Source organism: Paenibacillus sp. FSL H7-0940, assembly GCF_037979415.1.
Taxonomy (GTDB): Bacteria; Bacillota; Bacilli; order Paenibacillales; family Paenibacillaceae; genus Paenibacillus; species Paenibacillus amylolyticus.
Genome location: NZ_CP150280.1, coordinates 2,936,283 through 2,961,996, shown reverse-complemented (window position 1 = coordinate 2,961,996; position 25,714 = coordinate 2,936,283). Strand labels below are relative to the sequence as shown.

At 45.8% G+C, this 25,714-nt stretch carries 21 protein-coding genes; 20 read left to right on the top strand and 1 reads right to left on the bottom strand.

All coding sequences use genetic code 11. The annotated features are described in order from the left end of the window. Positions 1-148 precede the first annotated feature (148 nt). The 14 genes from MHB71_RS12760 (at position 149) to MHB71_RS12695 (ending at position 14,376) form a co-directional block, all read left to right on the top strand. Complete coding sequence (locus tag MHB71_RS12760; RefSeq protein ID WP_340029805.1) at positions 149-616, top strand: NUDIX domain-containing protein; 468 nt, start codon at positions 149-151, stop codon at positions 614-616. A gap of 360 nt (positions 617-976) precedes the next feature. Continuing rightward, the gene (locus MHB71_RS12755) at positions 977-1,510 is read left to right on the top strand and encodes a GNAT family N-acetyltransferase (protein WP_340029804.1); all 534 of its coding nucleotides are present in this window, start codon (positions 977-979) and stop codon (positions 1,508-1,510) included. A gap of 164 nt (positions 1,511-1,674) precedes the next feature. Further along, complete coding sequence (locus tag MHB71_RS12750) at positions 1,675-2,703, top strand: alpha/beta hydrolase (RefSeq protein WP_340029803.1); 1,029 nt, start codon at positions 1,675-1,677, stop codon at positions 2,701-2,703. A gap of 26 nt (positions 2,704-2,729) precedes the next feature. Beyond that, positions 2,730-3,146, top strand: a complete 417-nt coding sequence (locus MHB71_RS12745; protein ID WP_083677368.1) for a hypothetical protein — start codon at positions 2,730-2,732, stop codon at positions 3,144-3,146. Between the two features lie 207 nt (positions 3,147-3,353). Next, the gene (locus tag MHB71_RS12740; RefSeq protein WP_340029802.1) at positions 3,354-4,541 is read left to right on the top strand and encodes a glycoside hydrolase family 5 protein; all 1,188 of its coding nucleotides are present in this window, start codon (positions 3,354-3,356) and stop codon (positions 4,539-4,541) included. A 204-nt stretch (positions 4,542-4,745) separates the two neighbouring features. After that, entirely contained in the window at positions 4,746-5,285 is a 540-nt protein-coding gene (locus MHB71_RS12735) for a GNAT family protein (RefSeq protein WP_340029801.1), read from the top strand. A 102-nt stretch (positions 5,286-5,387) separates the two neighbouring features. Continuing rightward, entirely contained in the window at positions 5,388-5,663 is a 276-nt protein-coding gene (locus MHB71_RS12730; RefSeq protein WP_036609065.1) for a hypothetical protein, read from the top strand. Positions 5,664-5,674: 11 nt separating this feature from the next. Then, positions 5,675-6,475 (top strand): phosphotransferase, encoded by an 801-nt coding sequence (locus tag MHB71_RS12725; protein ID WP_340029799.1) that lies wholly within the window; start codon positions 5,675-5,677, stop codon positions 6,473-6,475. Between the two features lie 237 nt (positions 6,476-6,712). Beyond that, positions 6,713-7,594 (top strand): AraC family transcriptional regulator, encoded by an 882-nt coding sequence (locus MHB71_RS12720; RefSeq protein WP_036609061.1) that lies wholly within the window; start codon positions 6,713-6,715, stop codon positions 7,592-7,594. Between the two features lie 22 nt (positions 7,595-7,616). Then, the gene (locus MHB71_RS12715; protein WP_076216234.1) at positions 7,617-8,888 is read left to right on the top strand and encodes a sugar ABC transporter substrate-binding protein; all 1,272 of its coding nucleotides are present in this window, start codon (positions 7,617-7,619) and stop codon (positions 8,886-8,888) included. 91 nt (positions 8,889-8,979) lie between these two features. Further along, a complete protein-coding gene (locus tag MHB71_RS12710; RefSeq protein WP_076327780.1) occupies positions 8,980-9,885 on the top strand; it encodes a sugar ABC transporter permease in 906 nt (301 codons plus the stop codon). Next, positions 9,885-10,709, top strand: coding sequence for a carbohydrate ABC transporter permease (locus MHB71_RS12705; RefSeq protein WP_340029797.1), 825 nt, complete (start codon positions 9,885-9,887; stop codon positions 10,707-10,709). Before MHB71_RS12710 ends, MHB71_RS12705 begins: the two co-directional genes overlap by 1 nt. A gap of 5 nt (positions 10,710-10,714) precedes the next feature. Next, entirely contained in the window at positions 10,715-13,270 is a 2,556-nt protein-coding gene (locus MHB71_RS12700) for a hypothetical protein (RefSeq protein WP_340029796.1), read from the top strand. A gap of 35 nt (positions 13,271-13,305) precedes the next feature. After that, complete coding sequence (locus MHB71_RS12695; RefSeq protein WP_076327783.1) at positions 13,306-14,376, top strand: glycoside hydrolase family 88 protein; 1,071 nt, start codon at positions 13,306-13,308, stop codon at positions 14,374-14,376. A gap of 59 nt (positions 14,377-14,435) precedes the next feature. Here the strand turns inward: MHB71_RS12695 and MHB71_RS12690 are convergent, their stop codons facing one another. Then, a complete protein-coding gene (locus MHB71_RS12690; RefSeq protein ID WP_340029795.1) occupies positions 14,436-16,685 on the bottom strand; it encodes an FAD-dependent oxidoreductase in 2,250 nt (749 codons plus the stop codon). 146 nt (positions 16,686-16,831) lie between these two features. Here MHB71_RS12690 and MHB71_RS12685 point away from each other — a divergent pair, with 146 nt between their 5' ends. From MHB71_RS12685 to MHB71_RS12660, 6 genes are all read left to right on the top strand, one after another. Further along, positions 16,832-17,596: an AraC family transcriptional regulator gene (locus tag MHB71_RS12685; protein ID WP_036670526.1), complete on the top strand. Its 765-nt coding sequence runs from the start codon at positions 16,832-16,834 to the stop codon at positions 17,594-17,596. A 238-nt stretch (positions 17,597-17,834) separates the two neighbouring features. After that, complete coding sequence (locus MHB71_RS12680) at positions 17,835-20,168, top strand: endo-1,4-beta-xylanase (protein WP_340029794.1); 2,334 nt, start codon at positions 17,835-17,837, stop codon at positions 20,166-20,168. Positions 20,169-20,366: 198 nt separating this feature from the next. Beyond that, positions 20,367-22,187, top strand: a complete 1,821-nt coding sequence (locus MHB71_RS12675) for a sensor histidine kinase (RefSeq protein ID WP_340029793.1) — start codon at positions 20,367-20,369, stop codon at positions 22,185-22,187. A 23-nt stretch (positions 22,188-22,210) separates the two neighbouring features. Further along, positions 22,211-23,062 (top strand): helix-turn-helix domain-containing protein, encoded by an 852-nt coding sequence (locus MHB71_RS12670; RefSeq protein ID WP_340029792.1) that lies wholly within the window; start codon positions 22,211-22,213, stop codon positions 23,060-23,062. Positions 23,063-23,230: 168 nt separating this feature from the next. Beyond that, the gene (locus tag MHB71_RS12665) at positions 23,231-24,547 is read left to right on the top strand and encodes an ABC transporter substrate-binding protein (RefSeq protein WP_340029791.1); all 1,317 of its coding nucleotides are present in this window, start codon (positions 23,231-23,233) and stop codon (positions 24,545-24,547) included. A 207-nt stretch (positions 24,548-24,754) separates the two neighbouring features. Beyond that, positions 24,755-25,636: a sugar ABC transporter permease gene (locus tag MHB71_RS12660; RefSeq protein ID WP_036670532.1), complete on the top strand. Its 882-nt coding sequence runs from the start codon at positions 24,755-24,757 to the stop codon at positions 25,634-25,636. Positions 25,637-25,714 lie beyond the last annotated feature (78 nt).

Sequence of the window (25,714 nt, the reverse complement as noted above, 5' to 3'; positions counted from 1 at the left end):
AATATTTCAGAGGGCAATATATCTTTGTTAACCAAAAGCGAGGATTGATTGCGGTATTCACAACGATTATATCCGATGATAGCTTGTTACCATTTCAATGGTTTAACAATTATATATTGAAAGAATAGTTGTTTATGGGAGAGATAACATGAGCCACTGGTTTGATCTAGATGAACTTGATCCGGAGTTAATCAAATTTGCAGTTATGATCGCGAAATACAACAATAAATTCATCATTATAAAAAATAGGAAAAGAGGAGGTTGGGAGATCCCAGGAGGCAACAAAGAAATAGGGGAAACCATTTTACACACGGCAAGTCGAGAACTCTATGAAGAGACAGGGGCAGTACGCTTCGAATTGATACCTTATGGTGTATATGAATGGAATGGAAGCTTTGGTATGGTTTCTTATGCTGAGGTTAAATCGCTGGAGAGCTTACCGGAGTCTGAAATTGATGAAATAAAGCTTGTGGATGTATTACCTGAAGGGATGAACTTCGGAGATATGTTTTATCGTTTCTCAGACAGATGGGATGGACTTGAGAACCATAAGCTTAAGAAATACACTATCGAAATAAATCATTTGAATGAGTTACCTGAAATTAAAATAAGCTAGTTTTAGTTGGAGGAACTCTGTTTTGAAACTAAAGGAGATGAAAAGAACTAGTGAATAAGAATAAGGGACTCATCATGTCACTATTACTTTTATTGATTTTAATTTTGTTATGGAATTCCTTTCGAACTTCAATTTTTGAAGCAGTTACTGTTCAAAAGATTAGTGAAAATGAAATGACTGTAATTAATTTTAATAATCTTGAAAGAACAATAGCCGTTCCAATGGATATGTCAAAACTAATTGAAGAGAACAAGGAATACACTATTTTGTACGATAAAAGGGTCTTTGATAAATATAGACTTCGATCAATAAAGCCATAGGATCTTAGAAATAACATGGGGAAGGAGAGATGCAACAATCATGATAACGTATAGAACGTTGACCCTTGATGATGTGAATCAGCTGCAGGAAATAGATCGTTCGGAACATATTGATCTCATTTATGAAATGAGAGAGAACCGATTGGTTGAGCTTGAACAAAATCATGAGTGCTCAAACTGGGATGAGATGCTTTTGAAGGAGATTCAAAATCGATATGTGTACGAATTAGAACAAGGTGGCATGGCATATGGTGCGTTTGCTGACGATCAATTCATCGGATTTGGTGTGCTGGCACATCAATATAGAGGAAAAGAACGAAATCAATTACAAGTTGACTTGATGTATGTCTCACGCGGGTACAGAAGACAAGGTATTGGTAAACGTATTCTAAACGAGTTAGGTGAAGAGGCTAAGAAACGTGGTGCACAGTATCTGTATATCTCCTCCACAGAGACGAAATCAGCGGTATCCTTTTATAAAAGTCAGGGCAGTCAGATTGCAAGCGAGATTGATCAAGAACTTTATGACAAAGAGCCGAACGATATACATATGATAAAGGAGCTGGGCACATGACAACGGTTGGGATACTCGGAACCATTCATATGTATCGTTGGAGCCGATCACAATTACATCTTCCAAGAAGAGCTGATGATAGAACCCGTTGAATTGTTGTATCCGTTACGATAAAGGAACCGTTGGTAGAATTACAAATGAAACTTATATTTAAGGAGCATTACATGCGCAAAAAAATACGTAAAACACTCAAATACAGCATACCTAGTATTATTTTAATAGTTATAGTAGCTCTGATATTTCCCACATGGACACCCAAAATTAAAGGTGAAAACAGCATCAGCATGTTAGAGCAGGTCGAAAATAACGGTACAGGACATGAAGTCATGATCAGGGGTGTTGATCGGACTAACCCTATCCTGATTTTTGTGCATGGTGGGCCAGGATGCTCGGAGATTCCATACGTAAGGAAGTATCAGAAAGAGCTTGAGCAACACTTCACGGTGGTGCATTACGATCAACGTGGGAGTGGAAAGTCCTATCACTTTTTTGAAGATTACTCGAATCTCACAACAGATGTATTAGTAGATGATTTGTTAGCGTTAAGGGATTATGTATCTAAGGAGTTAGGTCAAGAGAAGGTTATATTAATCGGTCATTCATTTGGTACATACATCGGGATGAAAGCTGCGGCTAAAGCACCTACTCAGTTTCACGCTTATATAGGGATTGGACAGATGGCTAATACACTTCAGAGCGAACTGGAAAGTTTGGAGTACACGTACGAGCAAGCGAAACAAGCCGGTAATGAAGATGATGTTAAAAAACTGGAGCTAATCCGCAGCTCGATCGAGCAAGGAAAGGAACTTACGCCTAGAATTTTGTTGCAAAAGTACGGTGGTGCAGCCAGACTCATCAACGAGAATAGAGATTATATTTCAGGATTCCTTTTAAATCCCGAATATAATGGGCTGGATATGATTCGCTTTTATTCAGGGATGTTCAGTTCACAAGACATCTTACTGAGGGAAGCATTTGATCAAAATTTACCTGATATTGTTAATCATCTGGAGATTCCTACCTATTTTGTAACGGGTAAATATGATTATATGACCACTGCAAATGCAGCACGTGATTATTTTGACGTATTGGATGCACCGATCAAAGACTTCATTGTATTCAACGAGTCGGCGCATTACCCACAGCTCGAAGAGAAAGAAAAATTCGTAAAGTGGTTAAATGAGCTATTTTAATATGCATTGAGAGGAGCAAGATCATATTGTTAAATGAATTCATTGAGCTTGAAGAAGAGAGTGATGAGAGTTACCGGTGTTACACTCTGCAAAATACTGTGCAAATATTTAAACATTGCATACAGGATGAGGATTTAAATGACGTTCGAATATATGTGTCTACTAATATACCGTTAGATTCAGTTGTTCATAATATAGAAGACTACATTAAGTGGTTTTCAACTTGTGAGACTGTCTTTCGAGATTATTATGAGAATGAACTTCAGGAAAAAGTACATCAGAATTGGTTTAATGAGATTGAAGTCTATCGTGTGGATATCACATTTAACAGTATAGCCGATTACGGCGCAACAATATCTTACGGAGATCATATTTTGCGCGATCACATTATGATTATTGATTTTGATAGAGAACAAATCCAAGCAATCCACTTAAACGGATAGATGGATTATTTTGTAGTAAATAGTCACAAAAAACAATAAAGATATCGCTTTATTTTCCATAAATGTGTTATTATGTTGGTGTTGGACGAAGAATTCATTTGTTTGATCGATAGAGAGAGGAGGCACGTATTCTCGAATCATTCAATCTGTATGCATAGATTAACTGCACTGCTTGTTAAAAATAATAGAATAAGCGGAGGTATGGTTATGTTCAAAAAATGGAAGAAATTTGGCATCAGCAGCTTGGCACTGGTATTAGTGGCTGCGGTAGCCTTTACGGGATGGAGCGCTAAAGCATCAGCAGCGGACGCTTCGCAAATAGTGTCTGAGATGGGTGCAGGATGGAATCTCGGCAATCAGCTGGAAGCGGCGGTGAACGGTACACCGAATGAGACAGCTTGGGGCAATCCTACGGTAACTCCAGAGTTAATCAAAAAGGTAAAAGCGGCAGGCTTCAAATCCATTCGTATTCCCGTTTCCTATTTGAGTAACATTGGAAGCGCTCCCAATCATACAATCAATGCGGCATGGCTGAATCGAATTCAGCAAGTCGTGGATTATGCGTACAATGAAGGTCTGTATGTGATCATCAATATTCATGGTGATGGGTTTAATTCCGTACAGGGTGGATGGCTACTCGTGAATGGTGGCAATCAGACTGCCATTAAGGAAAAATATAAGAAGGTGTGGCAGCAGATTGCCACCAAGTTTAGCAACTACAATGACCGTCTTATTTTCGAATCCATGAACGAAGTATTCGATGGTACCTATGGCAATCCAAACTCGGCCTATTACGCCAATCTGAACGCATACAATCAAATCTTCGTGGATACGGTTCGTCAGACTGGAGGTAACAACAATGCCAGATGGTTGCTGATTCCAGGCTGGAATACCAATATTGACTACACTGTTGGTAATTATGGCTTTGCTCTTCCGACAGATAATTACAGATCCTCGGCTATTCCTAGTTCGCAGAAGAGAATCATGATCTCGGCACATTATTACTCTCCGTGGGATTTTGCAGGTGAGGAAAACGGTAATATCACACAGTGGGGTGCAACTTCTACGAATCCTGCCAAGAAGTCTACTTGGGGACAAGAGGATTATCTTGAATCGCAGTTCAAGTCCATGTACGACAAATTTGTGACTCAGGGCTATCCCGTAGTGATTGGTGAGTTCGGTTCCATTGATAAAACGTCCTATGATTCCAGCAACAATGTATATCGTGCTGCTTACGCCAAAGCAGTTACAGCAAAAGCCAAGAAATACAAAATGGTTCCTGTTTATTGGGATAACGGGCATAACGGTCAACATGGATTCGCCTTGTTTAACCGTTCAAACAAAACCGTGACGCAGCAAAATATCATTAATGCCATCATGCAAGGTATGCAATAAATTACTGTCTGGCTGTATCCGTGTAAACGGCGTGTTCCTGTAAAAGGGACATGCCGTTTTTTTGTGCTACCGGAGATGAAGATGAACAACATTTACCAATGCATTTTACATAAGCCACATACAGAATTCATTAAATCCCACAATAGCTTTTATATACTTAATTTGCTTGATATAGCGAACTAAAAGGACTAGGTGGTAGACAGAATGTTAAAAAAACGTGATTTGCAGGAATGCCTTTCACTGTACAGCTTAATGATGGACCCCGCAGTTTCTCCTTACGTTCGTTATCAATGCCAATCGTATGAAGAATATCTATTCCTGACCAAACAATTGATGGTCGAAGAAGAGCAAAAGACAGTGATTTCCCGAACGATTTTGAATGAAACAGGGCAGCCTATTGGTACCATTGATCTATATCATATTGAGCATCAAACCGGTTTTTTAGCCACATGGATTGGTTCACCGTTTTTTGGAAATGGGTATAGCCAAAGAGCCAAATCAGCCTTTTTTGTTGAATTGTTTCTGGAACATGGGATTGAAACGGTATTTATGAAGATACGCAAGCAGAATATAAGATCCAGAAAAGCGGTACAAAAACTGCCTTATGTGAAGTTAGCCAATGATGTGTGTCCAGATGTATATCAACGGATTAATATGAATGAACAGATGTATGATCTGTATTATGTTGAACGGTCAACCTTTTTCGAAAATAGTATGGATCTGCACCAAGTGGTAGCTACGTAACTTATACCGTTAATATAACATGCAGGAATATGGACTAGAGAATCGAAAGACATTAAGTAGATAACCTCATAAAAAGTGGACGGTTAATCAAGGAGGCATGAAATGAATAATATTAACAAGATTTTGGGTGTAGTCCTCATGCTTGGCAGTGTGTTTATTTCAACGATGGAGAGAATTTCAATCCGAGTCTCTGTCGCTATAGTAGAAGCAGGATATGCGTCAGGAGGGACGAACGTACCCCAGTTTGCTCAGATGAACGAGCATCCAACAGGTTTACTCGTATACTTCATGTTTTTTGTTGGATTCATACTATTGGTGGCGGGATTCCCCGGGAGTTATAAGAAAAATCGTAATCATGGGTATAACAAGGAAGTTTAGCTTGAGGAGGGATGAAAGTGGCCCAACAGGAGGAAGTGTTATCGGGAGGTAATGTGAATCAGGTCGTCAGAATAGGTGAGACGGTTCGCCGGCATGTGAAACCAAATCCATATGTGGTTGAACTGCTTTTACATCTCGAAAAAGTTGGTTATGATCATGCCCCTCTATTTCTGGGAATAGATGAACAGGGGAGAGAAACGCTCTCTTACCTTGAAGGCATCGTTCCAGGCAATGACTACCCTGATCTAGAAGAGTATATGTGGTCAGACGAATCTTTGATTGAAGTCGCAAAACTGTTGAGGAGTTACCATGATGCGACCGTTGGATTTACAACAACATCAGTTTCAACGAACAGATATCCAGGCATAACAGAAGAGGAAGTTGTATGTCATAACGATTTTGCGCCGTATAATGTGGTGTACAAGGATGGCCGTCCTCAAGGCATTATTGATTTTGATATGGCGGGTCCGGGTCCGCGAATGTGGGATATCGCCTATGTCTTGTATACATCCGTTCCACTCGCAAATTTCTCACCAGAGATGGACGGAAAGGGTGTAATGCCATACGTCAGCCAGGCACACGGAACTGTTCGAAAAGAACGGATTGCCTTATTCATGGCTACGTACGGGCTGAGTGTTCCAGCAGATTTGAAGGATTGGGTCATATCCCGTATCCGTTTCATGTGTAAAACACTGACTGATCGTGCGGCTGATGGAGATGTCGCTTTTATGAAGATGGTCGAAGAGGGGCATCTGGCCCACTATGAGAAAGAAGTCATTTTTCTTGAAAACCATTGGGATGAATGGGTTTGAAAGGTAATGCTAATGGACCGCGTGATAGCCTACGGGCTGGACAGCGGTTTTTTTTGTTTTCATCTTTCAAATCCCTATAAATTCCTTTCTAATCATTTTCAACAATTGTGATCAACAATACAGCAATATAGTTCAGATTAGATCGAAATAACTGTGATACAATTCATTGTAAAGCGCTATCATTGTAAATTATTAAACTATATTGCTTTTTATATTCTGGGAAGGGAGATCTTACTGATGCTAACCATACACACCCCGACGAATATTGCTTTGCAGGAAAATGAAGTTTATGTGCGATCAGAAGCAGATAATTTTCAGGATGAATGGCCTGTTCATACGCATAATGGGTATGAGATACATTATTTTATTCAAGGAGATGCAACCTTTTTAATCGGTGACCGAATATATAAGCCGCTGCCTGGAGATATGTTTATATTCAGAGGCGGTGTGCCCCACCGAATCAATCCTTCAAGAGAAATGGTGTACAAGCGAAGTTTTGTCAATTTCACGGAATTATTGCTTTTGGACATGCTTGCTGTCAGTCAGTTGGAGAATCTGATGTCCATATTCCGTCATCCGAATGGGTTATTGGTGCATTGGCCTCCGGAGGAGCGTGAGTATATCACAGCTATATTTAAGGGAATCAAGGAGGAGATGGGGGCAGGAAATACAGGGTACAAAACAATGGTCAAATTGAGTCTTACCCAATTGCTACTGCGGATTTACCGGAAAACAACCAGTGAGCAATCCGCCAATCCTATCTTATGTTCTTCCCAGAAGCAGACAAGCGTAAGCCGGGTTCTTCATTATTTAAACCAGAACTATACGGAGAATGTTTCATTGGATGAACTGTCCAAAACACTCCATTTGAATAAATACTACATTTGTCATTCTTTCAAAGAGACGACGGGATATACCATAAGCAACTATGTTATACGGAAAAGAGTTGCAGAGGCCAAAAAATTGTTGCTGTCTACGGATGCACCGATTTTGTCCATATCTGAGACGCTAGGTTTTAACACACCTGTATATTTTAGCAGGGCCTTTAAACAATATGTGGGTGTATCACCACAGTTATTCCGTAAAAGTGAATTGCTCAACGAAGCCAAAATTCATTAGAACCTTCCAAGGAGATGTTGATATGACAAGAAGAACAACGTTTAAGCTCATCACTAGCATGGTATTGGTCATGTTACTCATCGTATTGACTGCTTGCGGAAATTCAGGTACCAATGCTAATCCAAAACAAACAACCCTGGATTTCCTGTGGTTCTCTGACGGAAAAGAAGGAGAAGTCATCAAGGAAATCATTAAAGAGTATGAGCAGACCAATACCAAGGTTAAAATCAACCTGATTGAAGTTGGCTTCAAGGATATCCAAACCAAATTAAAAACAATGTTATCCGGTGGAAAGCCACCTGCCTTGAGCCGGGTCACGGATACCGGATCATTTGCTAATCAGGCGGTTGATCTGACACCTTACGTGGACAATGCGGACCAATTCGAGGATCAATTTATTGACTCACTTAAACCTTATTATGTTATTAATGATAAGCTGGTAGCGGCGCCTATGGATGTTACAGCGAATGGGCTTATTTATAACAAAACCTTATTTGATAAAGCGGGCGTCAAAGTACCGACCTCTCCTGACCAGGTATGGACGTGGGATGAATACACAGCTGCGTTAAAAGAGGTTATGGACAAAGGCGGAGCACGTTATGGCATGGTATGGGATGTCACACCGCATAGATGGTCCACTCTTTTGTATCAGAATGGCGGAAGCATCTTAACAGAGGATGGCACTGCAGCAGCGATTAACAGTGAAGCCGGAATTCGTAGCATGGAGCAGTTCAAGCAGCTTCATCAAGAAGGAATCATGCCCGAATCCGTATGGCTCGGAGGGGAAAATCCGAACAACCTGTTCCGTTCCGGGACGGTGGCTACCCACTGGGCTGGCAACTGGATGATCAGCAATTACAAGGATATCACTGATTTTGAATGGGGAGTCACCTACATGCCAAAAGGAACACAACGTTCTTCCGTACCAGGCGGGAAGTTTCTGATGGCATTCAAAGGCAGCGGATATGAGCAGGAGGCGGCAGAATTTATTGAATACTTAACGTCCAAAGAAGTGAATTCAAAATATAACCAAGAATCATTGTTTATGAGTCCACGGAAGGACAGCTCTGTATTGAATTATGAATTCGGCAAGGAAATGTTTGAAATTTTCGCAGATGAACTGAAGAACAGTTCGCCTCTTGCAGCTAATGACTGGTCCAGACAGACCATTATATCCAAAATTTCAACGGACCTAAAAAATAATATTGTTGAGGTTTTATCCGATAAGGCAACTCCGCAGGAGGCATTGGATCGAACAGCCAAGCTGATTAACGAGGCTATTGGCAGTCAATAAACGTAAAGCCATGTGGTTAATTCGTATACGGGGGCTTAGCGATTCCTGTAAAGCCTCCCTTTCGAATAACGCATAAGGAAGGGGCAAGCAGATGAGTGAAGGACAACGATTAAACAAAAATACGCTGGCAAAACAGAACAGGAAGCTCATTATTGCTCCTTATCTGTTTATACTACCTAACCTCCTGATCTTTGGAACTTTTATCGTATTTCCCTCTTTATTGGGCCTCTATTATTCCTTCCATGTCTATGATGGATTGAACCCAATGAAGTTCAACGGGCTGGATAATTATATCAAAATTATAGGGGATCGGGAATTTTGGTCGACCATCGGACGAACGGGGATTTATGCAGCGATTGTTGTCCCGCTAATATATGCAGCAGCGTTAGGCATTGCTTTGCTGCTTGCGCGCGAGATTAGAATGCGCGGGTTCTTCAGGGCCGTATTTTACTGGCCGACCATGATTTCTTACATTATCGTTGGATTGACCTGGAAGTGGATTTTCGGAGATTCATTCGGCATCTTGAATCATCTGTTAACCGTGGTTGGTGTGGAACCTGTTGGTTTTTTAACTTCTTCCTTTTGGGCAAATACGGCTGTAATCATCGCGACAGTGTGGTCACGTGCAGGCTTTTTCATGGTCATTTTTATCGCGGGTTTGCAGGCTATACCTACGGATTATTATGAGGCTGCCCGCTTGGACGGGGCAACGGGAATAAAGGTGTTTCGATATATTACGCTCCCGTTGTTGAAGCCCACAAGTTTACTTGTTGTTATGCTGACTCTGATTGACGCGTTCAAAGCATTCCCACTTATGTTTGCGCTTACAGGTGGTGGGCCGGGCAAAGATACCACCTATATTGTTCAATATATTTATGAGATTGGCTTTAACAGACAGGAGCTCGGTCTAGCCAGTGCCATGTCGGTGATACTGTTTATCCTTATTGGTGGATTCTCGGCTCTGCAATTCCGTCTATCGAAAGGAGGGGCTACGTAATGGTAATGAAGCCTATGGTCAAAATCTTCATCTACAGTCTGTTAAGTGTTGCCGCAGTGGTGTGGCTCCTGCCTGTCCTGTGGGTCGTGATTTCTTCTCTGAAAACGAATAGTGATCTGTACAGCTTCCCTCCCAAGTTGTGGCCGCAACCCGTCACCTTTGAGCATTTCAAGGAGGCATTCAGTAAAGGCGATTTTGGCTTGTATTTTATGAATAGTACGATCGTAACTGTAAGCTCAACGCTGCTACTGTTATTGATTAACTCCATGGCAGGTTTTGCATTGGCGAAATATCGCTTCCGCGGAAGCGCGATCATATTACTTGCTTTTGTCTCAACACTCATGATTCCGATTGAGGTAATTATGATCCCCATATTCAAGGTGCTGAGTGCACTGGGGCTTTATAACAGTCTGCTCGCGATTATTATCCCGCCAGCAGCAACCCCAACAGGTGTGTTCCTTATGCGGCAGTATTTGTTGTCCGTACCGGACGAGCTGCTGGAAGCTGCCCGGATGGATGGAGCTGGCGAATGGAAAATTTACTGGAGCATTATTCTTCCGATAGCGAAGCCGATTCTTGCGGTGCTCGCAATTTTCTCCTTCATGTGGAGATGGGATGATTTTGTATGGCCGTTAATTGCGATTAGTGATCCATCGAAATATACGATTCAGCTTGCGCTCTCTAATTTTATTGGAGAATACAACGTGGATTGGGGAAGTTTGCTTGCGATGTCCGTCATCACGATGCTTCCGGTACTCATTGTTTTTATGGTTTTCCAGCGGTATTTTGTCAGCGGTATGATTACTTCAGGAATGAAAGGATGAGTTGAATGTCAGATACCACCCGGAGTGGGATGGATACCTTGAATTATAAACCTATGAAATTAGGTCACAATCAGGTCATTAATCATTGGATGATCAGCGGCATATATACAAAGCCTGTTGCCTTTGTTCCAACAACGATGGAGGGAGATATTAATGATTGGCTTATCGATGGTTTTGCCATTCATGAGAATCCATGCAGAAAGGAATTTGTAGAACATAGGAGAACGCAGCCTGTGAACCGATTTTTTGATCAATGGAGCGAGTTTCCTAGCCCGGGAGACGACTTCGTTGGAGAAGAGAACGGAATGCCTTGGGCACTGTATTCTCCTTGGAATAATCCACGTGTGGAGCAATCAGGATTTTGGTTTGTACCGACACATCTGCGCAGTTACGCGGCGACAAGACTCATTTCTCCGACTGCTCATACCGCCTCTTTGCGGATTAAGACCTATGGCAGTCTGACGTTGTGGGTGAATGGGGAAATGGTAACGGATTTTGCGCCACTCATGCGTAACAAGGAGCAGGAAATCGTTATTAAAGCTGAACTTGTAGCTGGAATCAATGAGATCTATGCCTGCTGGGAGGATCTGGCTGAGCGGGATACCATGTATGCTTTTGCGGTGGAATATCTGGGAGACGAGGAATTGGTGATTTCCCTGCCTATTGCTCCTCATTTGGCGGAGTCTGTAAAATCCGCAGAGCAAGCCCTCGAACAGGCTTATTTTCCTTCGGATCTCTTCAGAGGTGAGCAGATTAAGCTCAAGCTGCCTCTTCCCTTACCGGATATCGTTAGAGAGGTTGATATTCAGTATGGCAATTTTTTTGACGGTACCGAAAACAAGACGATACACATCGCCGAAAAGGAAACGGACTTGGTCCTGGCACATACGAATCAACTCGGTCATCATTACGTATATTTCACGCTGGCTATTTCAGTTTCAAATGTTGTACTAACCAAGAAGTTTGGCTGCCAATCCTATGATACGAGCTATGATGAGGCAGCTCAGCAAGCTGCGGATATTGAAGCTCGCAAATCCCTGGCTCTGCGATGCATTGCCGAGAAGGGCAGTTCCAATATTCATAAGGCCATCGCCATGCTCAAAACAGGAGGCAATCTGCAAGAAGCGGAGAACATTTTGCTTGAGGGTGTGGAAGGGATTGAGCAACGGAAGGATTGCAGTGACTTCTATCTGGTGGGACTTTTCCGTCTTTGGAGAGATGAGCGAAATAGCGGTCTGTTCAGTGAATCGTTCTGGGATCGGGTAAAAGCAAGCATTCTGGGCTATCGGTATTGGATAGATGAACCTGGCGATGATGTGATGTGGTTCTTCAGTGAGAACCATGCCTTGTTGTTCCATACCAATGAACTGTTAGCCGGACAGCTGTTTGGGGATGAAACGTTCAGCAACAGTGGTGAATCCGGTGAAGTACACCGTCAAAAAGCAGAGCAGAGGCTTGCATTATGGTTTGAGCGCTTTTTGGATGAAGGATTGGCAGAATGGAATTCAAGTGCATACATTCCAATTGATGCGGTTGGGCTATTGCATATCTATGAATTTGCCCATAATGAACAGCTCAGAGAGCAAGCCAAAAAGGCAATGGACTTGTTATTCTATTATATTACCGTTCAGATGCATCAAGGAGTCTTGTCCACAACGTTTGGGCGCAGCTATGAGAAGGAACTGCTGGGTGGTTATGCAGCGGGAACAACTTCAATGTGCTGGATCGCTTATGGCGTTGGCAATGTAAACAATTATTCAATAAGCAATGTTGCCTTGAGTTTATCGGATTACAGCCCTCCAGCAGCATATCAGGAGCATCTGTTGCTTGGGGACAATCAGCAGTTGGTGTTCGCTAATCAGCAGGGCAAGGGAGGTTACGCCAAGCTCTATCATTGTCGGACCAGGGAATACTCCTTATCCTCAATCATTCGCTTTCGTCCAGGCAAGCCAGGTTATCAGGAGCATGTCCAGCATTTATCTCTGTCACCTGAGGCGCTAATCTGGGTGAATCATCCGGCAGAAATATACAAGCATGGGGATGGTCGACCTTGCTTCTGGGCTGGGAATGGGATATTGCCCGATGTTGTTCAGCATGAGGGGATCGCGTTGATGATGTTTGATATTCCTGCGGATAACAACTCTGACTGGACACATGCTTATTTTCCTACTCACTCCTTCACGGAATGGGTAAGGCATGAGAACTGGCACTTTGCCCGTTTGGATAAGGGTTATGCAGCTATATATGCGGCCAACGGGTCGAGTATGGAGAGCGGCGGGGTGACAAGAAAACGTGAGCTTATTTCACCTGGCTTGCGTAACGCCTGGATTATAAGAGCAGGAAGCGAACAGCAATTCGGGTCATTTGACGCTTTTATCAACCAAGTTCGTTCTGCAAGTCCGCAATTCGATAATCAAGCTTTAACTCTCACTCTAACAGACCCGGTATATGGTCCAATTCAATGGGGAATGAACAAGCCTTTTCTTATTAAAGAAGAGGAAATTATACACGAAGGTTATGGAGTGAAGGGACAACTGAAGTTACTGGACATGGAGCGCTGAATCGTGTGTAAGAAACCAAGGGAGTGATAACCAACATGCTGAATCAAATGGTGCTACAGGAGAGAATAAGCAAGGTATCCCAAGCGATGGAGTCTATGAAAAACACAAGCATCAATGAACAGTTTCCCATCGGACTAATCGACATACATCTATGGGAATGGCCGCAAGGTGTCGGTCTGTATGGCTTGCTCCAGCTCCATGAGGCAACGAAAGATCCCAAAGTGCTAGAATTTCTGGAATCATGGTATAATGCAAGGCTGATGGAAGGGTTACCGGAAAAAAATGTGAACACCTGCGCTCCGCTCCTTACTTTGATCTCATTATGCGAGCTGACCGGAAACAAGGAGTACGAACAGGTCTGTGAGGAGTGGAGCAGTTGGATCATGGATGGACTGCTGCGAACCGGAGATGGTGCGTTTCAACATATGATCACGGGAGATGCCAATGATGGTCAAATTCTGATTGATACCCTGTTTATGACGGTGCTATTTTTGGCCAAGGCAGGGGTATACTTCAAGAAACCCGACATGGTGGAAGAAGCCAAACGACAGTTCCTTGTGCATATCAAATATCTATATAACAAGAAAACCGGATTGTTCTATCATGGCTGGGATTTCAATGAAAATCATAACTATGGTGCTGTTCATTGGGGAAGAGGCAATGCATGGTATACGGCGGGAGTTATGGATTTCCTGAATATCATTCCGATCGAAGACGGGCTAAAGGCCTATCTGTTGGATACAGCAACCGCTCAAGTTAGAGCACTGAGCAAGCTTCAAGGTGAGGATGGCATGTGGCACACTGTGCTGGATGATCCAACCTCTTACAAAGAAACCTCGGCAACGGCAGCGATTGGATACGGCATTCTTAAGGGAATCCGGTATGGATACCTGGATGAATCCTATCGCCAGAATGGCTTGAGTGCGCTTGAAGCGGTGTTGAAACAGATTGATGATAACGGCGTTGTACAGCAGGTGTCCTATGGTACACCTGTGGGGCAGGATGCTCAGTTTTATAAAGATATAGCGATCAGTCCGATGGGATATGGACAAGCACTTACGTTGTTTATCCTGATTGAGGGCTTGCGGGCTCCAACCGCCGAATAGAATCAGGCGGACTTGTACGGAGGATAGGGGATACAGTTTCCTGTATCCTCCTTTTTGTTTTAGTAAGCTCGAATCTCGATTAATTCGGCATATCTGCTGCCATTTGTGGCATCAATTATAATTCTCAGAGCCTGAGCTGACACAGGGACATCCAGGGGATGAATAACTTTTCTTTTGTGATTTTCTTGAACACTTGCGACTTGTGTCCATTCGCCAGCAGGAGTCAGTACCTCCACGTGATAATCACGCACCAGCTCAGGCATCACACGGAATGTTGTCTGATGGTGATGTAAATTAACCAGATCCTCGTTCACATCATCATTAAACGTCAAGTGCAATCCAGCCAAGGTTTGTGGCTCTTCCCATGTCAGTTGTACCCATTCTGGCTTCCCAGACTGCATCGGCTGCGACATCCATTGCTGCGGCCCACCGTAAGGGCGATGATAACCGTTAATCGTGTTGTCCGCTGAATATGCCGAAGTCTCAGAGAGGGTACGACAGCAGAATGGCTGACGCGCCAACCCCTGCATGGACCATAATACGACAGGCTGATTCGTGGCATGATCCTCCAGATTTTTGGACACGTGGTTTTCTTCTGTTTTGAAGAAGATCAGCACTCCGCTGTGTGCTTCTGTCGAATGGTAGAGTGAGACGGCTTTATTGGAGCGGATGATTATAAAAGCATTCTGCGGTTCTTCCGGTCGCCATTCGAGCGGCAGCTTCACCCACTGCGCATTTCCTGTTGTAACGTTAACAGTCGCCGTAACTTGTAACGAATGCGGGACGTAGTTCTCCTTACGCCCCGTATCCCACAGCTCTACCGTCAGTGCGGTATCGCTGGATGCATCCAGCAGTAGCTCCAGGCCGCTGAGCACTGGATGCACAGGCAGCAACAGGGCGACATCTGTACCCAGCGGGTACGTCTCGCCAGGCTGCTCAAGGGCGATGCCCGTCAGCGTGCTGGAGGCTGTAGCCTTGGCACGCCGGGCCAGATCCAGCTCATCGTGGCTGCGCACCCCGATGATAGAAGCGTCCTGCCGCAGCAACGTCTGCTGCAGGACCGCCAGATGCCTCGCGTGCAGCTCGCGCGGCGACACCCCCATGGCCGCGCAGAGCGCCGCGCCCGTACCCGCGGCTTCGCCGATGACCGCGCATGTTGCCATGACGCGCGTTGTGCCGAAGGCGACATGTGATGCACTGATGTCGCGCCCGGCCATGAGCATATTCCGCACATTTGCGGAATACAGCGAGCGGAACGGCACGTGATATACGCCATCGGCATGCATATGCTTCGAGCCACTCGCTTCGGCGTACATGCCCTGCGGGGGATGCAGGTCAATGGACCAGCCGCCAAAGGCAACGGCATCCGGGAACTCCCGCTGGCTGATAATATCGTTCTGGGTGAGCACATAGTCACCCGTGAAGCGGCGGTACTCCCTTTTGCCAGGTAGAGAACCAATCCACTCCAGCGTCATATGATCTGCATCAAACTTGCCGGAGTTCTTGATATAGTCCCAGATCCCGTAGATCACGGACCACAGTTCATCACGGATCAGCTCATTGTCATGAACGGTGTCATGTTCACCGCCCCATTCAATCCACCAATAATGACAACCGGAATCCCCGCTGCGAATGACCCGGCGAATCGGAATGCTGGTCTGTGTAATATCCTTGGCAAAAGAAGGCGGGATATAACGGACAGGCGCACCAGCATCCTTGGTATAAAAGAGGAGTGTACTGCCCAGCGTGATCTGATCAGCCACCTCTGGTGCCCACTCTTCGCCATACTCGCTGCGGGCTTCCCGGCCGAGTGCAAACTTGGCTCCAGCCAGAAAGCCGACCAATCCATCACCCGTACAGTCCAGATAGATCTGACTTTCGAATCGGATTTTGCGCTCAGAACCCATCATCCAGCCAGTGACAGAGGTGATCTTTCGTTCATCCCCATCGCCAGTAGCCTCGACTTCATGTACATCCGTGTTCAGGTACAGGCTGATGTTGGATTCAGCTCGAACGGCTTCCAGAATGATTAAGTCCCAGAGATACGGGTTGCCTTCCGGGTTGCGGTACTGATTCTCTACAAACAATTCCCCCATAATACCCGTTTCCCGGGCATAACGGTTAATCCCGTGGGCGGTGGCACCGCACACCCAGACCCGAACCTCGCTGCTGGAATTGCCGCCAAGCACGGGGCGGTTCTGCACCAGCGCCACCTGCTGCCCCATGCGGGCAGCGGCTATCGCGGCGCATACACCAGCAAGTCCTCCGCCGATGACGGTGATGTCGTATTGTACATGCTCTTGTTTCATATCTGTGACCTCCTTAACTGAAGTTAGATCCACCTTGACTCCAACTACATATCTATAATTTCATCTTAGATTTATATATTCACTTTTTAAATGCACTATACTATCATCAAACATATACTTTATTTCACAGAAAGGGTGGTCAAGTCATGGAGCTGCTTAACCACATCTACTGGAAGCAAAAAGGGGAATTTGCTCTTACGGAAGATATCTATACGACTTGGGTGGCTTTTGCCGTCGAAGAGGGAATATTCCATTATGAGATTGGGGGTCAGATCGGAGAAGCGAGTTTTGGCGATCTGGTGCTGTGCCCCCCGGCGGTTCCTTTTCGGCGGACAGTCATTACCCCGCTGACATTTCACTATTTACAGTTTAGCAGTAGCCTGGAGGAGGAGGAGTTTCTGCCACCAGCCGGAAAATCGCTGATTAATGACACGAAGCGGTTAGCCTCGACGTACGCTTATTTACGCCAGGACAGTGAGGAGAATAAGGGGGAAGTTGCCCGTTGGAAGACACATTTTATGATGGATTTGTGGCAGTTGTATCAGGTGGAACGCAGACAGAATCGCTTAAAGGAGCGGAGATTTACCGAAGATGCACGAATGGCTGAAGCGGCAGCGCTGCTGGAGGAGCGGGCGGAAGAGGAGATCAGCCTTCAGGAATTGGCACAGCGACTGGCCTTGAGTCCGGTGCAGTTGACAAGGCGTTTCCGGGAAGCTTTTCAGGAGACGCCATCAGGCTATCTCAAACGGGTCCGTCTGAAAAAAGCGCAGAACCTCTTGGCTGACAGCAGCCTGACCCTTAACCAAATTGCCGAGCGATGCGGATATGAGAACGGTTTTTATCTAAGTAGAGTGTTCTCCAAAACGTTGGGCATAAGTCCATCTGAGTATCGCAGGAGACACAGGGTGTAAGCTGAATGAAGTAAACTGCATTTCTAACCGAAATTAGAGGGGGAAGTACATTTCAGTTGTAGATCATAGACAATTTATACTATAATTTACCATATAGAGTCCTTATCCGAACGTATGCCCCCCCGTATCCGTTTGAATGAGGACTCTGATTTTATAACTAAAACCAAGGAGGTGGATATGGCCTTAGCCTTTGGAATAAGGAATTCATCCTAATATTCGATAAAGGAGAATGGAAGCGATGAGAAAAATGATATTTTTGAAAGCGCTTAAATTTGTTTTGATGATAACGTTGTTAGTTCCTTTGTATTGGGCGGCTTCATCTGTCCATGCGGCAGAAGGGGAAAATACCTTGATTCTGAGTCATGATTTTGAAGATGGCACGGTCCAGAGCTGGAGCGGACGCGGTGAAGTAGAAACGCTTCATGCAAGCGCCGTTGCAGCGCGTACCGGAGATTATGGACTGGAAGTGAGCGGGCGTGCTATGACATGGCATGGGCCAGCGCTGGATGTGACAGAACTTTTGGAGGTGGGACAGGCGTATGTGTTCACTGGCTGGGTGAAGCTTCCGGCGGGAGCGTCCAGCACAAACCTCAATATGTCTTTACAGCGTACCCTGCCAGATACAACACATTATGAAAATTTAACATTTGGTACCGCATCCGCAGGCGGATGGACCAAGCTTACTGCACAGTTTAAAATGCTGGAACCAGCGAATCAGTTATCGGTTTATTTTGAAGTGCCAGACCGTGCCACAGCTTCTTTTTATGTGGATGATTTCCGATTGGAGAAGTTGCCGGATCTCGGACCCATTGTGATCGAAGAAGACATTCCTTCCCTACAGGATGTTTTTGCGGGCAAGTTTCGAATTGGGACGGCCTTCACGAACAATGAACTGCTGACCGAACCTGACAAGCAGCTGCTTACGAAGCATTTTGATAGTCTGACACCAGGCAATGTTCTGAAATGGGACAGTACCGAGCCGCAAGAGGGTATGTATAATTTCAGCGGGTCGGATGCCGCAGTCGCTTTTGCAGCAGCGAACGGACAAGAGATACGTGGGCATACCCTCGTTTGGCATACACAAACTCCGGATTGGGTATTCCACGATGCCAACGGCAATCTGGTGAGCAAAACGGTGCTGTATGAACGGATGCAGCAGCATATTGAGACGGTAATGGAGCGTTATCAAGGCCAGATCTACGCTTGGGACGTTGTGAATGAAGTCATTGATGCCTCCGAACCGGATGGCCTGCGGCGCAGTCTGTGGTACCAGATTGCCGGGGAAGAATATATTGAGAAAGCATTTGAATTCGCCCATGCAGCCGACCCGGATGCGAAGCTGTTCATTAATGATTACAATACCCATGAGCCGGCCAAAAGCCAGGCCCTCTACAATTTGATCACTCGCCTTCAAGCCAAGGGTGTGCCTATTGACGGAGTCGGCCATCAAACACACATCAGCCTCTTTTATCCAACCCTTTCGGAAATTGAGAGTTCCATTGTCAAATTTAAGGCGCTGGGCCTCGAAACACATATTACTGAGCTTGATGTAAGTGTATATTCCAATGATTCGCAATCTTATGATATCTTCCCGGAAGAACTGAAGACACAGCAGGCGGCGCTGTACAAGTCCCTGTTCCAGATCTTCCTGAGGCATACGGATACAGTCAAAAATGTTACCTTGTGGGGCAAGGATGATGCCAATACCTGGCTACGAACCTTCCCGGTCGCCCGCAACAACTGGCCGCTGCTTTTCGACGAGCGACTCCAGTCCAAGCCAGCCTATTGGTCCGTATTAGAGACGGTCCAGGTCGAGGCAGTACCTGCCGCTCCGCAGAATCTGACTGCCACTGCGGTTAGCGACAACAGCATCAATCTAAGCTGGAGTGCATCTGCAAGTGCGACCTCCTATACGGTAAACAGGTCGCTGACAGCAGCCGGACCGTATACATCTGTGGCCATTGTATCGGGAACAAGCTATAAGGATATGGCGGTATCTGCTGGAACCACCTACTACTATGTGGTGAATGCGGTTAACAGCGTTGGGAAGAGTGTGAACTCCGTTCAAGCTTCCGCAAAGGTCCAGGGTGGAGGGCCGCCAGAGCCTGCTGGCAATCTGACTCTAGCCTATCGTGCAGGGGATACAAATCTGCTCGATAACCAAATGAAACCGCAGTTTGTCATTCACAACAACGGTACCTCCGCAGTTAGCCTGAATGAACTGACAATTCGTTACTGGTATACAGTGGACGGGGAGAAACCACAATCCTTTTTCTGTGATTATGCACAGCTTGGAGGCAGTCAGATCAGCGGCAGCATTGTGAAACTGCCTGCACCTGTTTCTGGAGCGGACCATTATCTGGAACTGAAGTTCGGCACCGGAGCAGGCGTAATCCCGGTCGGAGGAACCTCTGGGGAGATACATACCCGGTTGCACAAAGCAGACTGGTCCAATTACAGCGAAGGGGATGATTATTCCTTTAACCCGCTGCAGACCTCTTTTGCCGATTGGACCAAGGTAACTCTTTACCGGAACGGCGAGCTTGTCTGGGGAGTGGAGCCTATATCCTAATTTGCTAAGTCGTTATATCTAGCCTAGCCGGAGATCCCAGATCTCCGGTTTTTTTAATGCAATAGAACAAATCTGTGTATCTCTATCCCTTCCCTGGCAACTGGTATCACATATCCATGCGAATGAGCCCGGCCCCGGCCGAAGCGGGGGAACTGATGGTATAATGATCTCAATAATTGCAGGGGGAGCGCTGAGAGGATGACAAAGCCCGACTGGAAGACCTTTTTGCCGCATAAGCTCAGGTATCGGCTGTTTGGTGCGTTTGTGGTGCTGATTCTGCTGCCATTCAGCGTACTTAATGTCTACAACTATGGACAGATCGAATCTCTGGTTGAGCAAAAAATCAGCGAACAGAGCCACGAGCAACTGGTGCAGATGTATGGTTCTCTAGAGGACCAGATGAGTATTGCATTCAAAACCCTGATTTTTCTGGAACAGGATTCAGCCGTAAGAAACGTCCTGACTTCTCCAGACAATCGTTCTCCGCTTGAGAATAAGTCGTTGGTGGAAGAGAAGTTCAAGATGATCAACAACAGCTTTTTTCTATATAATCCTTCCGTGTACTTCACACTGTTAGATTTTCATGATAACGTTTACACTTCGTATTTGCCCAAAAAAGCTCTGGCCTATGGCCCTTATCGGGAACAATTTCGCAAGCATCTTGGAGAAATGACCTTCATCAAGGGCAACACTGATTCAAACTCGTTTCCATCAGAAGAGTTGCTCTACCGCTGGGATGCCCGGGATACCAACCATGTCCTGCGGGAGCTATCCTCCAGCCCGTATCTGTTGTCCCTCTATGCGTATATGAAGGACAGTGGCGGCAAAAGGTACGGAATGGCACGGATCAGCATCGATTATTCGTACTGGTTTCAGTCTATGCTGAAGGATTCGCAGAGCAATCAGGAGTATTTCCTGATTACTGGCAATGGGGAAACGATTGCCCGCTCGTCCGAAAAAGCGGTACTTTCCCCAGACGTGACCCGGGAAATTGCACTTCATCCGGCAGAGGCCTATCTGACGGATAATGATTCAGATACGCTGATTAACTACGTATACATCGAGTCACTGGACTGGTACATGGTAAATCGTATTCCACTAGCTGTGTTGTTCACGGAGATATCGGGGCTTAAGCAACGCTATTTTTTAACGTTTTTTGGCTTCACAGCAGCATTTGTGCTCATGGCCTTTATGATCTCGGCGACGTTCACTCGGCCTTTATCACATCTGCAGAACCAGATGAAGGAGGTAGTACGCAAAAACCTCAAGGTCCGTATCCCTGAAGGCCGCAGCCGCGGAGAAGTGCTGGAACTGACACGCACGTTTAATACGATGCTGGATGATGCCAATCAGATGATCAACAGACTCAAGGCGGAGGAACGCCAGAAGGAAGCGGTACATTTTCATATGCTCCTGGCCCAGATGAATCCGCACTTTCTCCTGAATACATTGAATACAATGAAATGGAGTGCGATCCGGAGCGGGAATGAAGAGATCTCCGAGATGTGTGTTTCCTTGGGCAAATTACTGGAGGTCAGCCTGAATTCACAGGTCGAATTGGTATACCTGAAGGACGAGATTGAGTTGGTTCAAGCCTACCTTCATATCCAGCGGATTCGTTACCGTGATAGCTTTGAGGTGACTTGTGAATTTGACGAAAAACTTGAGTATGCGCTCGTGCCCAAGCTGAGCTTGCAGCCACTGGTGGAGAATGCCATTCACCACGGTGTCGGGCCACTGGAGCAGCTTGGTCAGATCCGCATCGGAATTTACAGGAAAGACACAGGAAAGCTGATGCTGGAGGTGGCAGACAACGGAATTGGAATGGAGGAATCCCGGCGTCAGCAGATGACCCGCACACGTCCGGGGATCGGCCTGTCTAACCTTAAGGAACGATTGCGATTATTGTTCAAAGGCCAAAGTGAACTTGAAGTGATTGATACCAAGCCGGGGACATTAGTGAGGTTCAGCATTCCTTTTTTATTGTCGACGCCGTACGTACAGAAGCGATCTCACTAGACGACTGGAGAGGGGAATCTGGCATGTGGAAGGTATTACTTGTGGAAGATGAAGTATTTGTACGTGAGTCGGTGCGAGAGATTATTTCCTGGGAAGAGCTGGGCTTTACGGTCATCGGAGAGTCTGGTAACGGTACCGAAGCGCTGGCGATGATTATACAGGATACACCGGATCTGGTACTGACCGATATTGTCATGCCAGGTATGGATGGTCTGGAATTACTCAAACAGACCCGTCAGGCCGGGTTAAAAACCAAGTTTGTGATGCTCACCTGTATGGGGGAGTTCGAATATGTACGCCGGGCAATGGAATACGGGGCTTCCAATTATATTCTGAAACTGTCCATGAGTGTGAATTCACTGCGTGATACACTCCGTAAAGTAAGTGCAGAACTGGGAGCTTCGACTGAAGCCCGGACAGAGACAGATCATCATCAAGTGCCACCTTCCACACCGGTTCTCACATCAACGCCTGTTTCGCCTGATTCTCTTACGGTCTCTTCTGCGCCCCCGTCTGATACGGATCTTCCATTTGCACCTGTTCGTGAGCCGATTGTGAAACATCCGGAGATTAGCAAAATAATTCAGTATATCGGACAGCATTACGACCAGGACATTACCGTCAAATCCATGTCACGATATGTGATGATGGGTGAGAATTATGTGAGTGCTTTGTTTAAAAAGAAAACCGGCCATACCCTGATTCATTACCTGCATGGGGTACGGATGGAGAAAGCGGCTGAATACTTGCGCGAGACGGACCTTCCTGTACAGGAGATTGGTTACCGGGTGGGGTTCGGAAGTGATAATTATTTCATTAAAATATTCAAGCGTTGGACCGGTTGCACGCCCAGCCAGTATCGCCATCGTTCGTGACTCACAGGATGAGTAGAAGGAATATGTGTACCGAGTGCTCAGGCAAGCACAAGTAAATCCGTATTTTTGTTCAATCCGAATCATGGATATGTATCTTATGAACCCAGCAAGGTCCCTGCTACGATGTAACGGAAGGTACACTTCAATTCAGGGAGGTCATGTGACCAGATGAGAATCAAAAAAGGATTAACGGGATTAATCGTAGGTGCGCTGATGCTGGGCTTGCTTGCCGGCTGTGTAGGTAAAAATGAGACGAACGGTGGAGATAACGGAGGTGGAGCGGCAGGGGGAAAAGTGAAGCTCACCATGTGGGGCGCGGTGCCGCCCGAGAATGGTCCACAGGAAGTGGTGGATACCTGGAATGCGGAGCATCCTGATATTCAGGTGGAATATGTGCGGTTTGTGAATGATGATGATGGCAACCTGAAGCTGGATACGGCGCTGTCCACCGGGCAGAACGTGGACCTGTATGTCAACTATACCCTCACAAATCTGGATAAACGCATCAAGGGCGGTACAGCACTGGATCTGGGCGAGTTCACCGACTACAACATTGATGAGAAAATGGGTGAAGATGCGGCTTCCTGGAAAGTGGACGGCAAATATTACGGGATGCCAACCAAGAAAAACGCTGCCTTCTTCGCTTTAAATATGAAAGCGCTTGATCAGGCCGGACTGAGTGTACCAAAAGCCTGGACATGGGATGAAGCCCGTGAATATGCACTCAAACTGAAGGCTGCTGGCTTCAAGTACGGATTGGTGCAGCATACCGCTTCCTATGTAGATCCGCTCGATTCCGTTCTGGTGAAGAACGGTTATGTTAAGGCAGACGGTACTTCCAACCTCGATGATCCACTCGTTACCAAATGGCTGGAGACGTTGAACGGAATGATGAAGGAGGATGCAACCACCCCTCCGCTCGGAGAGCAGCTGACTTCCAAAATGCCGGTGGAAAACATGTTCCTTGGCGGTGAGTCTGCCATGATTAATATCGGCGAATGGCTGATCCGCACATCAAACAATATGACCGAGTTCCCGCGGGATTGGAAAATCGCCTTTGCCCCTGTACCGAGACTGGCTGCACAAGAAGCAGATATGGTGAAGAGTGGGGGACTGGGTGACTTTATTGCGATCAATTCCAAGTCGAAAAATAAAGAAGCCGCATGGGAGTTCCTGAAATGGTACGCCGATGGGGGAATGATGCCGATGGCTGCGGGTGGACGTTTGCCTTCATCCAATGCCGTTGATCAGCAGACTGCCATTGATCATTTGCTTGGCGATTATGCCGATTCTTATGACAAGGAGTCACTGGAATTTGTGTTGTATGGTGACGAGACACCTACGTTTGTCCGCAGCATTGCGCAGGAAGTGGTTGATCTGCGTGCACAGGAGTATGAAAAGTTCTTCCTTGGTAACCAGACTGCCGAAGTTACGGTACAGAACATGGTCAAACGCCATAATGACTGGCTGAAGCAGAATCAATAGGTTGCAAAAGCAATGAGTCCAAAGGCCGTCCCAATGGGGCGGTTTTTTCTATATAAGCAATAGAACAATTCCATGTTGTTTCTCTCCCGAAAGGCACTGCCGAAATACATATATCTGTGATATCAGGTACAGGGTTATGTTCCTTAAATGTTAGAGGACATCTTGTTATGCTTAATTCCAGAACAGATGTTAAGGAGTGGGGAGCATATGCATAAATCCTGGATGAAACGGCAGAGCAGACTCGGGTATCTGTTTATTGGGCCCAATATGATTGGCGTGCTGTTGTTTTTTATTATACCGGCTGTTTATTCGTTCTATCTCATGTTTACTGATTACAAATTCATGAGCCCGGAGACGAATTTCGTAGGGCTGGACAATATCCGTCGGATGTTGAATGATGATCTGTTTGGCGTGGCGCTGCGAAATACATTTGTATTTCTGTTAGCGGTTCCGGTATCGATGGGGTTGGCTTTTATCGTGGCGGTGGCGCTGAACAAGTCGGTGTATTGGCAAAAAACGCTGCGTGCCCTCTATTTTATGCCCTATATCACCAGCGGTGTTGCCATCGCTTTTGTCTGGATGCTGCTGTTCCAGCCAACATCGGGGCCCATTAATGGCTTCTTGCGGGGGATCGGTATTACGAATCCACCCGGATGGTTATCAACAACCGAATGGTCCATGTATGCGATTGATATCATCTGGATCTGGTTCATGTTGGGTTACAACATGATTATTTATCTGGCCGCTTTGCAGGAAATTCCGGAGGAATTGGTTGAGGCTGCACGGATAGATGGAGCCCGTCCTTGGCAGACGATACGCCAAGTGATCTGGCCGCTTGTGAGTCCAACGACCTTTTTGCTACTGATTACGGGGCTGATTATGACGATCAAAAACTTTGGTATCATTCAAGCGATTACCCAGGGTGGGCCGGGGAACAGCACAACCGTCCTGTCACTTTTTATCTACCAGAATGCCTTCCGATATTACGAGATGGGATACGCTGCCGCCATAAGCTGGGCACTCTTTGCCATCATCATGATATTCACTGTTTTGCAGTGGCTCGGTCAGAAACGTTGGGTTCACTATTAAGGAGGGGAGGGATCGTTATGGAGAAACAAATTGCCGCGAATGCGAAGCCCACAGCTCCACATTCACCTAAAGTTAAAG

What these genes read in the sequence shown, in the direction of transcription:
- MHB71_RS12760 (WP_340029805.1), top strand. Translation starts at nt 149, where the DNA reads ATGAGCCACTGGTTTGATCTAGATGAACTTGATCCGGAGTTAATCAAA.
- MHB71_RS12755 (WP_340029804.1), top strand. Translation starts at nt 977, where the DNA reads ATGATAACGTATAGAACGTTGACCCTTGATGATGTGAATCAGCTGCAG.
- MHB71_RS12750 (WP_340029803.1), top strand. Translation starts at nt 1,675, where the DNA reads ATGCGCAAAAAAATACGTAAAACACTCAAATACAGCATACCTAGTATT.
- MHB71_RS12740 (WP_340029802.1), top strand. Translation starts at nt 3,354, where the DNA reads ATGTTCAAAAAATGGAAGAAATTTGGCATCAGCAGCTTGGCACTGGTA.
- MHB71_RS12735 (WP_340029801.1), top strand. Translation starts at nt 4,746, where the DNA reads ATGTTAAAAAAACGTGATTTGCAGGAATGCCTTTCACTGTACAGCTTA.
- MHB71_RS12730 (WP_036609065.1), top strand. Translation starts at nt 5,388, where the DNA reads ATGAATAATATTAACAAGATTTTGGGTGTAGTCCTCATGCTTGGCAGT.
- MHB71_RS12725 (WP_340029799.1), top strand. Translation starts at nt 5,675, where the DNA reads ATGAAAGTGGCCCAACAGGAGGAAGTGTTATCGGGAGGTAATGTGAAT.
- MHB71_RS12720 (WP_036609061.1), top strand. Translation starts at nt 6,713, where the DNA reads ATGCTAACCATACACACCCCGACGAATATTGCTTTGCAGGAAAATGAA.
- MHB71_RS12715 (WP_076216234.1), top strand. Translation starts at nt 7,617, where the DNA reads ATGACAAGAAGAACAACGTTTAAGCTCATCACTAGCATGGTATTGGTC.
- MHB71_RS12710 (WP_076327780.1), top strand. Translation starts at nt 8,980, where the DNA reads ATGAGTGAAGGACAACGATTAAACAAAAATACGCTGGCAAAACAGAAC.
- MHB71_RS12705 (WP_340029797.1), top strand. Translation starts at nt 9,885, where the DNA reads ATGGTAATGAAGCCTATGGTCAAAATCTTCATCTACAGTCTGTTAAGT.
- MHB71_RS12700 (WP_340029796.1), top strand. Translation starts at nt 10,715, where the DNA reads ATGTCAGATACCACCCGGAGTGGGATGGATACCTTGAATTATAAACCT.
- MHB71_RS12695 (WP_076327783.1), top strand. Translation starts at nt 13,306, where the DNA reads ATGCTGAATCAAATGGTGCTACAGGAGAGAATAAGCAAGGTATCCCAA.
- MHB71_RS12690 (WP_340029795.1), bottom strand. Translation starts at nt 16,685, where the DNA reads ATGAAACAAGAGCATGTACAATACGACATCACCGTCATCGGCGGAGGA.
- MHB71_RS12685 (WP_036670526.1), top strand. Translation starts at nt 16,832, where the DNA reads ATGGAGCTGCTTAACCACATCTACTGGAAGCAAAAAGGGGAATTTGCT.
- MHB71_RS12680 (WP_340029794.1), top strand. Translation starts at nt 17,835, where the DNA reads ATGAGAAAAATGATATTTTTGAAAGCGCTTAAATTTGTTTTGATGATA.
- MHB71_RS12675 (WP_340029793.1), top strand. Translation starts at nt 20,367, where the DNA reads ATGACAAAGCCCGACTGGAAGACCTTTTTGCCGCATAAGCTCAGGTAT.
- MHB71_RS12670 (WP_340029792.1), top strand. Translation starts at nt 22,211, where the DNA reads ATGTGGAAGGTATTACTTGTGGAAGATGAAGTATTTGTACGTGAGTCG.
- MHB71_RS12665 (WP_340029791.1), top strand. Translation starts at nt 23,231, where the DNA reads ATGAGAATCAAAAAAGGATTAACGGGATTAATCGTAGGTGCGCTGATG.
- MHB71_RS12660 (WP_036670532.1), top strand. Translation starts at nt 24,755, where the DNA reads ATGCATAAATCCTGGATGAAACGGCAGAGCAGACTCGGGTATCTGTTT.